This window comes from Actinosynnema sp. NPDC050436, from assembly GCF_040655415.1.
Lineage (GTDB): Bacteria > Actinomycetota > Actinomycetes > Mycobacteriales > Pseudonocardiaceae > Actinosynnema.
On record NZ_JBFAJV010000001.1, the window covers coordinates 331,867 to 343,983 of the forward strand.

The 12,117-nt window shown below is 74.5% G+C and carries 10 protein-coding genes and 1 pseudogene; 5 read left to right on the forward strand and 6 right to left on the reverse strand.

Features of this window, described 5'->3' with window-relative positions; translation table 11 throughout:
* Positions 1-22: 22 nt before the first annotated feature.
* From AB0I60_RS01430 to AB0I60_RS01445, 4 genes are all read left to right on the forward strand, one after another.
* Positions 23-955: an alpha/beta hydrolase gene (locus tag AB0I60_RS01430; RefSeq protein WP_360724959.1), complete on the forward strand. Its 933-nt coding sequence runs from the start codon at positions 23-25 to the stop codon at positions 953-955.
* A gap of 64 nt (positions 956-1,019) precedes the next feature.
* Positions 1,020-2,357: a serine hydrolase domain-containing protein gene (locus AB0I60_RS01435; RefSeq protein ID WP_360724961.1), complete on the forward strand. Its 1,338-nt coding sequence runs from the start codon at positions 1,020-1,022 to the stop codon at positions 2,355-2,357.
* Between the two features lie 71 nt (positions 2,358-2,428).
* On the forward strand, positions 2,429-2,941 hold the full coding sequence (locus AB0I60_RS01440; protein WP_360724963.1) for a hypothetical protein: 513 nt from the start codon (positions 2,429-2,431) through the stop codon (positions 2,939-2,941).
* A gap of 310 nt (positions 2,942-3,251) precedes the next feature.
* On the forward strand, positions 3,252-3,578 hold the full coding sequence (locus AB0I60_RS01445) for a hypothetical protein (protein ID WP_360724965.1): 327 nt from the start codon (positions 3,252-3,254) through the stop codon (positions 3,576-3,578).
* 63 nt (positions 3,579-3,641) lie between these two features.
* Here the strand turns inward: AB0I60_RS01445 and AB0I60_RS01450 are convergent, their stop codons facing one another.
* Positions 3,642-3,986 carry a hypothetical protein gene (locus AB0I60_RS01450; RefSeq protein WP_360724968.1) on the reverse strand — a complete coding sequence of 115 codons (345 nt, stop codon included), beginning with the start codon at positions 3,984-3,986 and terminating at the stop codon, positions 3,642-3,644.
* Between the two features lie 283 nt (positions 3,987-4,269).
* On the opposite strand from AB0I60_RS01450, the gene AB0I60_RS01455 reads away from it, so the two are divergent.
* A complete protein-coding gene (locus AB0I60_RS01455; RefSeq protein ID WP_360724970.1) occupies positions 4,270-5,094 on the forward strand; it encodes a hypothetical protein in 825 nt (274 codons plus the stop codon).
* An 85-nt stretch (positions 5,095-5,179) separates the two neighbouring features.
* On the opposite strand, the gene AB0I60_RS01460 is transcribed toward AB0I60_RS01455, so the two are convergent.
* The 5 genes and pseudogenes from AB0I60_RS01460 to AB0I60_RS01480 all read right to left on the reverse strand — a co-directional run bounded on the left by AB0I60_RS01460 (position 5,180) and on the right by AB0I60_RS01480 (position 12,078).
* Complete coding sequence (locus AB0I60_RS01460) at positions 5,180-6,391, reverse strand: hypothetical protein (protein WP_360724972.1); 1,212 nt, start codon at positions 6,389-6,391, stop codon at positions 5,180-5,182.
* 135 nt (positions 6,392-6,526) lie between these two features.
* Positions 6,527-8,185 carry a hypothetical protein gene (locus AB0I60_RS01465; protein WP_360725761.1) on the reverse strand — a complete coding sequence of 553 codons (1,659 nt, stop codon included), beginning with the start codon at positions 8,183-8,185 and terminating at the stop codon, positions 6,527-6,529.
* A 270-nt stretch (positions 8,186-8,455) separates the two neighbouring features.
* Positions 8,456-8,617, reverse strand: a pseudogene (locus AB0I60_RS01470) (transposase); the annotation flags it as partial.
* A gap of 16 nt (positions 8,618-8,633) precedes the next feature.
* Complete coding sequence (locus tag AB0I60_RS01475) at positions 8,634-9,530, reverse strand: hypothetical protein (RefSeq protein WP_360724974.1); 897 nt, start codon at positions 9,528-9,530, stop codon at positions 8,634-8,636.
* Positions 9,531-9,603: 73 nt separating this feature from the next.
* Positions 9,604-12,078, reverse strand: a complete 2,475-nt coding sequence (locus tag AB0I60_RS01480) for an SdrD B-like domain-containing protein (protein ID WP_360724976.1) — start codon at positions 12,076-12,078, stop codon at positions 9,604-9,606.
* Between the last annotated feature and the right edge of the window lie 39 nt (positions 12,079-12,117).

Consider the following 12,117-nt stretch of genomic DNA (forward strand, 5'->3'; position numbering starts at 1 on the left):
GCGACCCAGGGAGAAGCCGCACATGCCCGCACCCGCCCCCACCGCCGTGCCCGCCTTCACCACTCCGATCGTCAGCGTCACACCGGTCGTCCTGCCCGCCCCGGAACGCGGTGACGACCTCCAGGTGCGCGTGGCGGCACCCGTCTCCGGCACCGACCTCCCGGTCCTCGTCCTCGCGCACGGCTTCGGCAAGTCGATGCTGTCCTACGCCCCGCTGGTCGACTACTGGGCGGGCAACGGCTTCGTCGTCGTCCAACCCACCTTCCTCGACTCCCGCACCCTCGGCGTCACACCCGACGACCCCCGCCACCCGGACATCTGGCGCGTCCGGGTCCACGACGTCGTCCGGGTGCTGGACGACCTGGACCACGTCCTCGCCGCAGTACCCGGCCTCGGCGAGCGGGTGGACCGCGAGCGCATCGCCGTCGCCGGCCACTCCTGGGGCGGGCAGACCGCCGGCGCGCTGCTCGGCGCGCGCGTCGTCGGCCCGGACGGGCTGCCCGGCCCCGACCTGGCCGACCCGCGCGTCAAGGCCGGGGTGCTGCTCGCCACCGCCGGCCTCGGCGACGACCTGACGCCGTTCGCCAGGGAGAACTTCGCCTTCATGCGCCCGGACTTCACCGGCTTGGCGACGCCGACCCTGGTCGTGGCGGGCGACCGCGACCAGTCGGCGCTCTCCACCCGTGGCCCCGACTGGTTCACCGACGTGTACCGGCTGGCTCCCGGGGCCCGCAGCCTGCTCACGCTGTTCGGCGGCGAACACCTGCTCGGCGGCATCCACGCCTACGACGCCGCCGACACCACCGACGAGAGCCCCACGCGCGTCGCGCTGATCCGCCGCGCGAGCCGGGCGTACCTCCGCAGCGCCCTGGGCATCGACCGCGACGGGTGGGAGCAGGTGCAGACCGAACTCGCGGCGGCCGACGACCCGGTCGGGCGCATCGACAACAAGTAGGATGGAGCGCGCCGTCCATCCACAAAGGACGGTTGACGGCTCGTGCGGATGCCAGGGGGTTTCGATGCGACCGGGGGAATGGCCTGCGGCACTGGAGCGGTTGGACCGCCAGTCGAGGTGGCTCGGCCGCTCGCCGGACCGAGTCGGTCTGGCGGAGCTGATGCGGCTCTACGACGTGCCGGCCGTGAGCATCGCCGTGCGGCAGGACGGCTCCGAGCCCTGGGAGCACGCCTACGGGACGACCGGTGCCGACGTCCCCGGCGCGGTGGGCCCGAGGACGCTGTTCCAAGCCTGCTCGATCAGCAAGCACGTGGCGGCACTGGGCGTGCTCCGACTGGTCGACCAGGGCGTCCTGGACCTCGACGGGGACGTCGACCGGTACCTGGTTTCGTGGCACCTGCCGCTGTCCGACGGGTGGCGACCGGTGATCACGGTCCGCCAGCTGCTCGCGCACACGGCCGGGCTGTCCTACAACTGGTTCCGGGGTTTCGGCCGGGGCGAGGCGGTGCCGACCACAGCCGACGTGCTGCACGGCCGAGGGCCCGCGACGAGCCCGCCCGTGCGCGCGGCCATGCTGCCGGGCAGCGGGTTCCGCTACTCGGGCAGCCACTACGCGGTGCTCCAGCAACTGGTGGAGGACGTCACCGGGCAGGGGTTCGCCGACCACCTCCGGTCGTCCGTGCTCGACCCCCTCGGCATGGCGGACAGCAGCTACGACCAGGACTTCCCGCACCGCCGCGAGGACGTGGCCCGGGGGCACCACCTGGACGGCACGCCGCTGCGCGGCGGGTGGCGGGTGCAGCCGGAACTCGCCGGTGCCGGGCTGTGGACGACGCCGGCGGACCTGTGCCGGGTGGGCGTCGAGGTCGCCCGCGCGGCGGCCGGGCGGTCCGCGTTGCTGTCCTGCCGCCTGGCGACGGAGATGACCACGCCCCAGGTGCCGGGCGGCTTCGGCCTGGGCACCTCGGTGCACACCGGCCTGAGGTTCGGGCACACCGGCGGCAACGCGGGCTACGGCTGCTGGCTGTTCACCTGGCCGGCGACCGGGACGACCATGGCCCTGATGGCGAACAACGAGCTGGCCGACGAGGTGCTGTGGGCCGTGCTCGCCGCCGCCGACCACCACCACGGCGGGACCGCCGGGCCGCCGCACCCCGACCCGGCCGACCTCGCGGGCGCGTACCGCCTGCGGGACGACTACACCGTGGAGATCGCCACCGACGGGCAGACCATCACCCTGCACGCACCCGGCCAGCCCCCGCTCCCCATGCACCCGCTCCCGGCGGGCCGCTACCGGACCACGGCGCTGGACTGCGAGATCACCCTCGACACCGAAGGCGGCGAACGAGTCCTGCGCCTGCGGCAGCAGAACACCACCCAGACCGCGACCCGCATCCCCTGACCACCCGCGTCGCCGATCTCGGCCTGCAACGGCCGGAGCGGTGCCGGCGATACAGGGACCGGAGGGGTGCCATGGCGTGGTCGGACAGGCTCCTGGACGAGACGGGCGCACGGCCGGTCGCGGTGACGTGCGCCGCGGTGCTCGGTGCGGTGACCGGGTTCGGCACGCTGATGGGCGGGGCGCCCTTCCTGCTGGTCGTGCCGGCGACGGGGTGGGCCGGGTCCCTGTTCGGGCCGCTGGTCGCCGGTCACGCCGCCGCAGCGGTGCTGCTGGTCGCCGGCGCGGCGCGGATCGCCACCGGGGCCGGGCGTGCCGCGCTAATGGCCGGGGCCGCCCTCGAACTGCCGGTGTGCGCGGTCCACCTGCTCTACGCCGTGACCGCCGCCGCGCCGAGCGCCGACACCCCGGCGCTCACCTCCTCGGTCATCGTCGCCGTCCCCCTGGCCGTCGCCGCGATCACGACGACCACCCTGGTGCTCGCCCGGCACCCCACGACGACCGGCTACCTGCGCCGGCGGGTGGACGAGCGACCGAGCACGGCGCCACGCGAGCCGCTCGCAAACACCGACCACCCGGGACGGTAGCCGGCCGGGCGCGGAGGCGGTCGACGGGCACCCGCTGTCAGGGGGCCCTCGGGTGAGACCACCCGGAGGGTTGGTTTGCTTGTGCGGCAACCGGGTCAGCGCTTCCGCGCCGGGTGACGGGGGCCGCGCCCCCGACGTCCGGTCACCGGATTCCCGGCGGGGTGAGGACTTCCACTCGCACGTGTGGTGTCCGGAGCGGACGGGCTCCGGCGGTGGTGTGGTGGGTCGGGGACCGAGGGTTCCCGGCGCGGGGCGGTGCCTCGCGCCTCACCGGGTCCGCATCCGGGCCCGTCACGGAGGAGTGGTGCACATGGACAAGTCCCGACTGGTCGCGCGCGTGATCCGGCAGGCCGGTGCCGCAGCGGCGATCGCGGCGGCGGCGACCGCCGTGCTGGTCGTGCCGGCCGGCGCGTCCACCGGCACGGCCAGGACCGCCGACCCGGGCCCGGAGATCGTCTGCCAGCGGGTCGCCGGCCCGGACGACGGCATGATCCGCGGCTTCGCCTGCCGACCCAACCCGCGCGAGGAAGAGGAGGGCGTGATCGTGCGGGACTCCCGCCGGAGCTTCTTCTGCGAAGTGGTCCGCCCCGTCAACGTCCGGGACCTCGTCGGCGAGGGGTGCACGCAGATCAACTGACCGCCGGGTCGCGCGGGCCGGCCGGGCGCGCAGCACCCGGCCGGCCCACCCCCGGGGTACCGGTCACCTGCTCCGGCGGCAGTCGTCGCCGCGCACCCACAGGGAGCCTTCCGCCCACCCCTGGCGGCACCGGTACGCCTGACCGTTCGCGCCGGTGAGGGTGAAGGACGCCAGTCCGCCCCAGTGCTCGGTGTCGCAGTCGTAGCCGAACACCGTGCGGCCGTCCGCCTCCAGCTCACCGCAGGCCAGGTCGACGCTCGCGGGCAGCACCACCTCCTGCGCGACGGCCTCGGCCTGGGTCTGCGTCGCCGCCCCGCTCCCGGGCACCAGCGCGGTGATCGCCACCGCCGCCACCCCGACGGCCCAGACCCGCGCGCGCCGACCGCCGCTCCCCTGCGTGTTCTCCATGGTCTTCCCCCTTTGCTGCGCTGGACGAGTTCTGCCAGGCCGGTCGGCCGGCAGCCCCGGTCACGGTGCGCACCAGCGCACCACTTCGCCGTGGGACAGCGGAAGCCCACTGCGCGGGACCGGTCCGGAGGGGAAGCCGGGATAGCCGTTCGGGCAGCTTTCCCCCGTCCACAACAGGAACGTTGCCCGAAAGGGAAGCGGTCGTTGCCCGATCTTCCCCCGGTCTGCGACAGCTCCCACCCGCGCCGACCCGGCGTCCTGGGGTGCCGGCACGACCTCCGGGATGGTGGACGGGTTCGCGCCCTTCCGCGAAGAAGCGCTCAGACAAGGCATTCCCCTCCCCGACGTCGAGCGGTGGATCGCCACCGCCCGGCCGTGCGCGACACTGGCACCGACCGGCGACGGTCCGGTGGCCGCCCGGTTCGGTGGCCCCGCGCTGCTGCCCGCCGACGCCCCGGACCCGTGGTTCCCCCTCGTCGCCACGATCGACTGCGCGGCCCTGCCCCCGGACGCCACGGACCTGCCGCTGCCGTCCGACGGGCACCTGCTGCTGTTCGCGTTCCCGGACGTCTCCGGCCCGGACGACGCCGGCTCGGGGGGCACCGCCGCGTACGTCCCCGCCGGGACGGCCGTCGAGGAACGCGCCCGGAACCCCTACTTCCACGGCGAGGTCCCCGACTACCGCCGGATCACCGCCGCGTACCCGGAAGGCCCCCTCCGGGCGTCGGTGAACTGGTCGCTGCCCTACCACGGCGGGGTGGAGATCCCCGAACCCCCTTACCTGGCACCGCTTCCCGGCCACCCGCACTCCGAGCGGCTGCGGGACGTGTGGCTGGAGGTGTCCGGCGAGATCGCCGGGGACGGCCCGTTGCAGGTGGGCGGGTACGCGCTGGAGGAGTCCCTCGAAGCGGACCCCGTCCCCCCGTCGCCGCCGGACGCGCGGTGGACCGGGACCGGCGACGAGCAGGACGAGTGGGCGTTGCTCGCCGACTGGTACGTCGACATCCCGGGACGGGAAGGTGCGGCGGTCCACTGGGTGGTGCGCCGCGCGGACCTGGCCGTGCAACGCTTCGACCGGGTCTTCGCCGGCCTGGCGTGGAACCCCTGAGCCGTGGCGGACCCGGCGCGCGGAAGCCCTGGGCGGCACCGGGTCGGCACGGTCCGCCGCGCCGACCCGGTGCCGTGCCGCCAGGTCAGTCGCGCGCGGGGATCAGGCCCCGCAACTGGATCGCGTAGATGCCGAGCGGACCGCACTCGGTGACCCACGGGCACCGCTCCTCCACCACGGCCACCCGCGCGTCCCCGCTGATGGTGGGCGAGATGATGAACGCCGTGCCCGGACGCGGTTCCGGCAGGGTGATCTCCCGGCCGGTCCGCCGGTCGTGGACCAACGCCCGGGAGTCGGCGAACGTGTCCTGGGCGCGGCTGAGCCAGTAGTGGCCGACCAGGTCGCCGGTGCGGTCGGCCGACGTCACGCCCGCCGCCCAGGTCGCCGTGTCCTCCGCCCACGTCCGCAGGACCACCGGGGTGGCACCGGGCGCGGTGGAGACCTTCTTGAGCTCGAAGTGGTATTCGCCCGTGCGCACCACGGAGAAGATCCACGCGCCGTCGCCGCTGAGGGTGTACGAGCCGCTCTCCGGCAGCGAGTGCAGGGTCCCGGTGACGGCGTCGAGGACCGTCAGCACCAGGGGGTCGCCGGGCTTGGCCCGGTAGCGGAACAGCAGCTTCGTGCCGTCGTCGGACACCAGCGGGCCGTCCGAGCGCCAGCAGCCGCCGAACGGGACGGCGGCGTCGCACCGGACCGGGACGGTCGTCTCGCCGGACGTGAGGTCGTGGCGGTAGATCCGGTTGTCGCGCCCCTCCTCCTCCAGCCCGGACCAGGTCAGCCAGCGCCCGTCCGCCGACAGGTCGATGGCGTCGAAGTACCAGCGCCCCTCCATGGTCGCCACGCGGTGGACGCCCGTGTCCAGGTCGCGGTGGAACACGCCGCCCTCGTAGCCCGGGTCCAGCCCGCTGATGCCGGTGGCGTAGGCGAACGTGGTGCCGTCCCACCCGATCGCGGAGTAGCGCCACTCGGCCCGCAGCGGGCTGCCGTCCTCCTTCACGCTCACCAGCAGGGTGCCGCCGGTCCGCAGGTCCTTGCGCACCAGGAACGTGCCGAGCGGGCGGTCCGTCCGGTGCGGTTCGGGCACCATGTTGCTGTCGCTGCGCACCGAGAACAGCGCGTACCGGCCGTTGCCGGACAGCTCGACGAACGTCCGCTCGCCCGCCGACTCGGGGGCGCCGCCGGCGTCGGTGTCGATCCTGGTGAACCGGGGCCGGGTCTCGGCGGCGGCCTGGGCGGTGGTGGCGATCCCCGCCGTGGCGGCGACCAGCGCGACGATGATCTTCCGTAAGATCCCCATGGAAATCCTCTCGGGAGCCGTGCGGCGGCAGACGAGAGTCTGGCAGCACCACCGTTGCCCGAAAGTGCACACTTTCCCGGGGGGGGGGGGACGGCAGGATCGGTCCGCGACGCGCGGCCGCCGGGTCGGGCGGTGTCAGCCCGGCAGGTCGAAGTGCGTGCCCTCCTCGCGCACCCGCCCCAGGTCGGCCTCCGAGAAGCCCCTGCCGACGAAGCGGGAGATGACCGTCAGCCCCATGGCGAGCCGGTACCGGTGATCCGCGAAGTCCATGCCCTCGGCCTGCGGCGGGCTCCCGTCGTAGACGGGGTCGCCCTGGTAGACCAGCTCACCGCCTTCCGCGAGCATCAGCCGGTAGTTGCCGTTGACGTTCCAGTACAGGCACCCCGCGCGGCCCGCACCGGACAGCGCGGGCAGCCGCACGTGGTCGGCCGCGCGGAAGTTGTTCTCCTCCACCACGAGCACGTGGCCGTCCACCTCCAGCACGGCCTGCAACGGCTGGTAGCCCACTCCGGCGGGCTCGGCTCCGCGCGGGCGGGCGTCGAGCACGCCGAGCACCTCCTCCGGCGCGAGGCCGCGCACGACCGCGACCGTGGCGGCCACCTGGAGCGGGCTCTCCCCGATCCAGCGGTGCACCGCGTACGGCGGGACCACGATCGGCGGTTCGGGCTCGCCGCGCAGCCGGTGGCCGAGCCGGTCGGTCCGCCGGTGCACGACGCCCGGCGCGGCCGGTGCCGGCCAGATGTTGAGGTGGTAGTACTCGTCCTGCCCGTCCGGCTCGTCGCGGCCGGATGCGTGCACGCGCACCCGGTACTCCCCCGGCCACGGTGGCGCTTCCCACCACGTCGAACGCGGGAGGAACGGGCTGGTGGGCCCGTCCGGCATCCCCTGCACGCGCGCGCCGCCCTCCGGCGCGGCCCAGCCGACCTCGGCGACCTCGTCCCACCCCACCGGGTCCACCTCCTCCGGCGGGCCGGCGAGCACCGCGACCGACACCCGCACGTGCCCCTCGGCGAGCCCGGTGCGGACCGCCACGCCGCCCTCGACCGCCGCCACCAGACCGTTGCCGGAGAAGTCGACCTCGCCGGGCACCCGGCCCTCGGTGATCAGGAACCGGTGGTCGACCACCGGAGCCGACGTCGAGGAGCGCCTCGGGACCCGGTACTCGGCACGCCGCTCGGCCAGCACGGCCGCCGGGTAGGCGGCCGGTTTCGGCGCGTGCGGCAGCACCAGCACGGCAGCGCCCAGCGCGACGCCGACGACCGCCGCCGGCCCGGCCACCGGCAGCGGTCCGAGCGAGCGCAGCACGGCCGCCGACACGACCACCGCGAGCGCGAGGTGCGCCGCGCCGTGCCGGGCCGCGATCTGCTCCTCGTCACCGGTCGCGTCGGGCACCGAAGCCCTGTCCCGCAGTGCTTCCACCAGCTCCAGCACCTGGTCGGAGGCTCCGGGCCGGAGCTGCTCCACTGTGGACGCCGCGCGTTTAACAGCGCTTCCCCCCTCCCCCACCCACCCCATCACGAACCCGTACCCGTCCGGCGGCGGCACGTCGGCCACCAGCGCCGGCGGCACGTGCACGGTCAGCCTTTCGAGCGCCAGTTCCAGCGCGCCGAGCACCCGGTCGGCCAGTGCGTCGTCGACCCCCTCGACGGCCGACCGCACGCGCGACCCGTGCTCGTGCCGCGCCCGGCCCGCCTCCCACCGGCCCAGGCGGGCAGCGGGTTCGGTCGGCACCAGCGCGGCGATCCCCGGCAACGCGGCCGAGACGGTCTCAGCGAACTCCTCGATGTTCCCCACCGCGCCATGGTGCCGGCGGGCACCGACAATTCCCGTCGACGCGGCCGGCCCCCGTGGACACCGGTTCGTCCGGCACCGGTCGGCGGGGTGCGGGGCTCCGGGCGGCGACCCGGTCCTGCGTCGAGGCCGGGGCACCAGTACCGCCGACAGGAAACCGACGGTGGCGGCGGCGCGCACCGACTGCGAGTGCACGATCGCCGCCGACGGCGCGGCCGTCCGACCATTCGAGAGCAGGGCCCGGTCACGCAACCCGTCGAGCAACCGTTGTGTGGCACCGGCCCTCTCCCAGAGGGTGAAACGCTTGTAGACCGCAGGCCAGGGCGGGAAATCCACGGGCAGGGCACGCCACTTGATGCCGTTGTCGACCACGTAGAGGATCGCGTCCACGATCACCCGGCGGCAGTGTGCACCGAAACCCCTCCACCAGCCCAAGCCCGGAAACGGGCACTCAGAGCCCGCCCAGGCCCGGTGAGTCGAAGTTGAAGTCCGGCGGTGGTTGGCGGACCGGTTCCGGCTCGGCCGGTCGGGGTGGGGCCGGCGGGCCCGGTGCGGGGCGGAGCGGGTGGTCCTCGGGCAGGTGGTCGAGGCCGAACAGGGCTACTTTGCGGACCAGGTCCTCCTTCCCCGTCAGGGGGCGGTTCCTGGCGGAGTCGACCATCGCGCGGCGGAACCTCAGCGTGGCGCCGTTGGGGTAGAAGCGGTTCCGCGACACCGGGATCGCCACCGCCAGGAGCACCGCGTGCACGATCAGCGGCAACCACGAGCCGAAGACCACCGCGACCGGCACGCCGAGGCCGAAGAACACCGGCGGGACGCCGGACGCCACGACCACCAGCCGCTGCCGCCGGACCCACCACGCGTCGATCGCGTCCTGGTCGGTCACGCCGGGAGGCGGCTCGCCGGCGACGAGCCCGTCGGCGAGCAGGCGGTGCGGCACGGCTCGCACGCGCGGGTCCTTCCCCAGCGCCCACTCCCCCTCTCGCGTGAGCACACCGCCGTGCTCTTCGAGGTGGTCGAGCACGGCGGCTTCCTCGTCGTCGCGCGGCACCCGGTCGACGACCTCGAAGCGGTACTCGCGGTACTTCTTCGACACGACCCGGAGCCGGCCTTCGGTGTGCATCCGCGCCAGGGCGACGTGCACGACGTCGTCGGACGAGTACCCGAGCCGGGTGAGCGTGGCCAGCTCGTAGAAGTCCAGCCCCGCCTCGAACGGCCGGCGCGGCCCGGCGGTGGCCGCGAGCGCCCGCCAGTCCCGGTAGCGCCACGCCGCGCAGCCCAGCACCACGAGGAGCGAGGCGATCACCAGCACGCCACCGACGAGGTCACCCGTCGAACCGTCCGTCATGCGCCCTCCCCGCGTCGGGTCCTGTATAGCGCACCCCGACGTGGTCCGGGACCACCCGACTGCGGACCCGCGCTCAGTTCCGCTTCACGCGGCGCTTGCGGCTCAGGTACGCGAGCACCGCGCCCACCACGACCGCCAGGCCGCCGGCCAGCAGCGCCCACGGCAGGCCGGAGACGCCCGTGTCCGCCAACGGGTCCCGGGGTCCGGGCGAAGCCTGGGCCGTGGTCGTCGGGGGCGTGGTCGGGTCGGACGTCGCCGGCGGGGTCGTGGTCGGGTCCGGCTGCGGGATGTGGACGCCCGCGTCGATCGTGTGGTCGACCTCCCCCGCGTTGGCCGGTGCCGTGACGGGCGCGACACCGCTGCACAGCTGCCCGGTGGTGGGTGGCACGACGTTGGAGTCGTGCACCCGGTCGTCGCCCACCACGGGGAGCGTGAACCGCAGGTCGGTGGCGGCGGGCCGGCTCGGCACCTTGTCGGTGTTCGCGGTGCAGACGTCGAACTGCACCGTGTAGTCCGCGCCGGGGGTGAGTTCGTACGCGGCACCGACTCCGCCGAAGTAGTACTCGCCGGCCGCGTCGGTCTTCGTCGTGGCGACCTGCTTGCCCGAGGTGTCCAGCAGGGTGATCGTCGCACCGGGCAGCCGCACGTCCGCCGGGTCCTGGACACCGTTGCGGTCGCCGTCGAACCACACCAGGTTGCCGATCTGGATCGGCGCGTTCGCCGCCTGGTACGCGATGGCCCCGAGCCCGCCGGCCTTGCCGAACCCGTTCTGGTTCGACGCGACGAACTCGTAGGCGTTGGCCCGGGGGTTGTGGCCCGGCCCCTCACCGCTCGTGACGCCGTAGTAGCCCGTGCCGCCGGTCGCCACGTTGACCGTCGGGTCCATCTGGGTGCTCACGACCCACTGCTGCTGCGGGATGTAGGCCACCGACCCCTGCGCGGCCTCCTGGTGCGCCGCGCGCCCCGCCGGGCCCTGCTGGGAGAAGTAGTCCCCGGGGAAGTACTCGACCACGCTCGCGGCCTGGCCGCCGTCGTTCAGCCCGCCCGCGTGGTCGGGGCACGTCCCGGTGCCCTCCCAGGTGTACCCGCCCGCCGGGTCGGCGCACGCCATGCTGATGTCCCCGCCGGAGAAGCCGTTCTCGGTGGAGTCGTCACCCGGCCTCGGGTCCAGCGCGCCCCAGCCCACCACGTCCATGAACCGGTCGCGGAAGCCGAGGACCATCGAGCCGTCGCGGGTGAACGCCACGCTCGCCACCTGCGGCTGCGGGTCGATCAGCACACCGCTGCCGCCCACCTCGTGCGAGTTCCAGGTCGCCAGGTCGGTCTCCCACGGGTTCCAGCCGTTGGTCTGGCCGGGCGCGGACCGACCGGCCAGGACCTCGCCGCGCTCGTGGTCGAGCGGCCGGCTGAGCACCTCGGTGAACTTCGCGCCGTCGTAGGCGTATACGACCGCTTTCAGGTCCGCGCGGTTCTGCGTGCTCTCCGCGCTGCACACGCCGCCGACGTACAGGGCGGCGTCGTGCGCGTGAACGGCGAACGGCCGCCAGTCGGACGCAGCCGCGCAGCCCGGGTCCGGGATCGGCACCGTCGCCGAGGGAGCCGCCGCCGTGGCCGCCGTGGCGTCGAAGCTGACCAGCGAGCGGGTCAGCAGGTTCACGGCGTGCAGCGTGGCACCGTCCTCGGACAGGGCCAGCCCGCCGATGCTCTCCTTGCCCGGTGCCTGGGTGAACCCGGCGTCCTTGATCGTGTTCGCGGTGTCGTGCGGCGTCACCGACGCGCCGGGCACCGTGGCGAACGGGGTCGGTGCGCCGCCGTCGAGCGGCACGGCGTAGATCGCGTCCCCGCCGCCGGGGCCGTAGAGGGCGTGCCGCCGCGCGAACGCGCTCTGGAACAGCCGCTTCCGGTGCCGGTCGTAGGCCAGGCCGAACGTCGTGCCCACCTGGGCCTGGGTGGCGAGCGCGGTCGGGCACCCGACGTCGCCGGGGCACGTGCCCCGGGTGTCCACGCCGAACGCCACCAGGGCGCGGGTGTCCCTCCCGGCGGCGCCGTTCTGGACCGGCACGAAGTACCGGGTGTCCGGCAGGGTGTAGTGCGCGGGGTTCCACACCCCGGTGATCACCGAGTCGTCCCGGCCCGCCGACACGTCCACGAACGTCGTGAAGCTGTCGAAGTGGTTCTCCGCCGTCGAGGCGGGCGCCGCGCGCAGGTAGGCGCTGTAGGGCGCGGGCACGGTGACGTCGACGCGGTAGTGCCCGCCGACCAGCTCCCGGGACGGCGGCACCACGACCTTCCCGGTGGCGTCCGTGACGCCCGTGACGTGGTGGCCGGCGCGGTCGGAGACGTCGACGCGCATCCCGCGCTGCGGCACGTCCATCGCCGTGTTGATCACGCCGGTGCCGAAGAAGTCCCGCAGCACCTGGACCGTCAGCGTGCCGTCCTCGGCCGCCGACGCGGCGGTCCCGGCGGTCAGCCCGGTGACGGCGCTGCCCGCCAGCAGCAGACCGGCCAGCCCCACCCGGGCCGTTCTGCTCCTGCGCCTCCGGCTCATCGCCATCCCCTCGCCGAACGTCGTCGTGAACCGAACCAG

What these genes read in the sequence shown, in the direction of transcription:
- AB0I60_RS01430 (WP_360724959.1), top strand. Translation starts at nt 23, where the DNA reads ATGCCCGCACCCGCCCCCACCGCCGTGCCCGCCTTCACCACTCCGATC.
- AB0I60_RS01435 (WP_360724961.1), top strand. Translation starts at nt 1,020, where the DNA reads ATGCGACCGGGGGAATGGCCTGCGGCACTGGAGCGGTTGGACCGCCAG.
- AB0I60_RS01440 (WP_360724963.1), top strand. Translation starts at nt 2,429, where the DNA reads ATGGCGTGGTCGGACAGGCTCCTGGACGAGACGGGCGCACGGCCGGTC.
- AB0I60_RS01445 (WP_360724965.1), top strand. Translation starts at nt 3,252, where the DNA reads ATGGACAAGTCCCGACTGGTCGCGCGCGTGATCCGGCAGGCCGGTGCC.
- AB0I60_RS01450 (WP_360724968.1), bottom strand. Translation starts at nt 3,986, where the DNA reads ATGGAGAACACGCAGGGGAGCGGCGGTCGGCGCGCGCGGGTCTGGGCC.
- AB0I60_RS01455 (WP_360724970.1), top strand. Translation starts at nt 4,270, where the DNA reads ATGGTGGACGGGTTCGCGCCCTTCCGCGAAGAAGCGCTCAGACAAGGC.
- AB0I60_RS01460 (WP_360724972.1), bottom strand. Translation starts at nt 6,391, where the DNA reads ATGGGGATCTTACGGAAGATCATCGTCGCGCTGGTCGCCGCCACGGCG.
- AB0I60_RS01475 (WP_360724974.1), bottom strand. Translation starts at nt 9,530, where the DNA reads ATGACGGACGGTTCGACGGGTGACCTCGTCGGTGGCGTGCTGGTGATC.
- AB0I60_RS01480 (WP_360724976.1), bottom strand. Translation starts at nt 12,078, where the DNA reads ATGAGCCGGAGGCGCAGGAGCAGAACGGCCCGGGTGGGGCTGGCCGGT.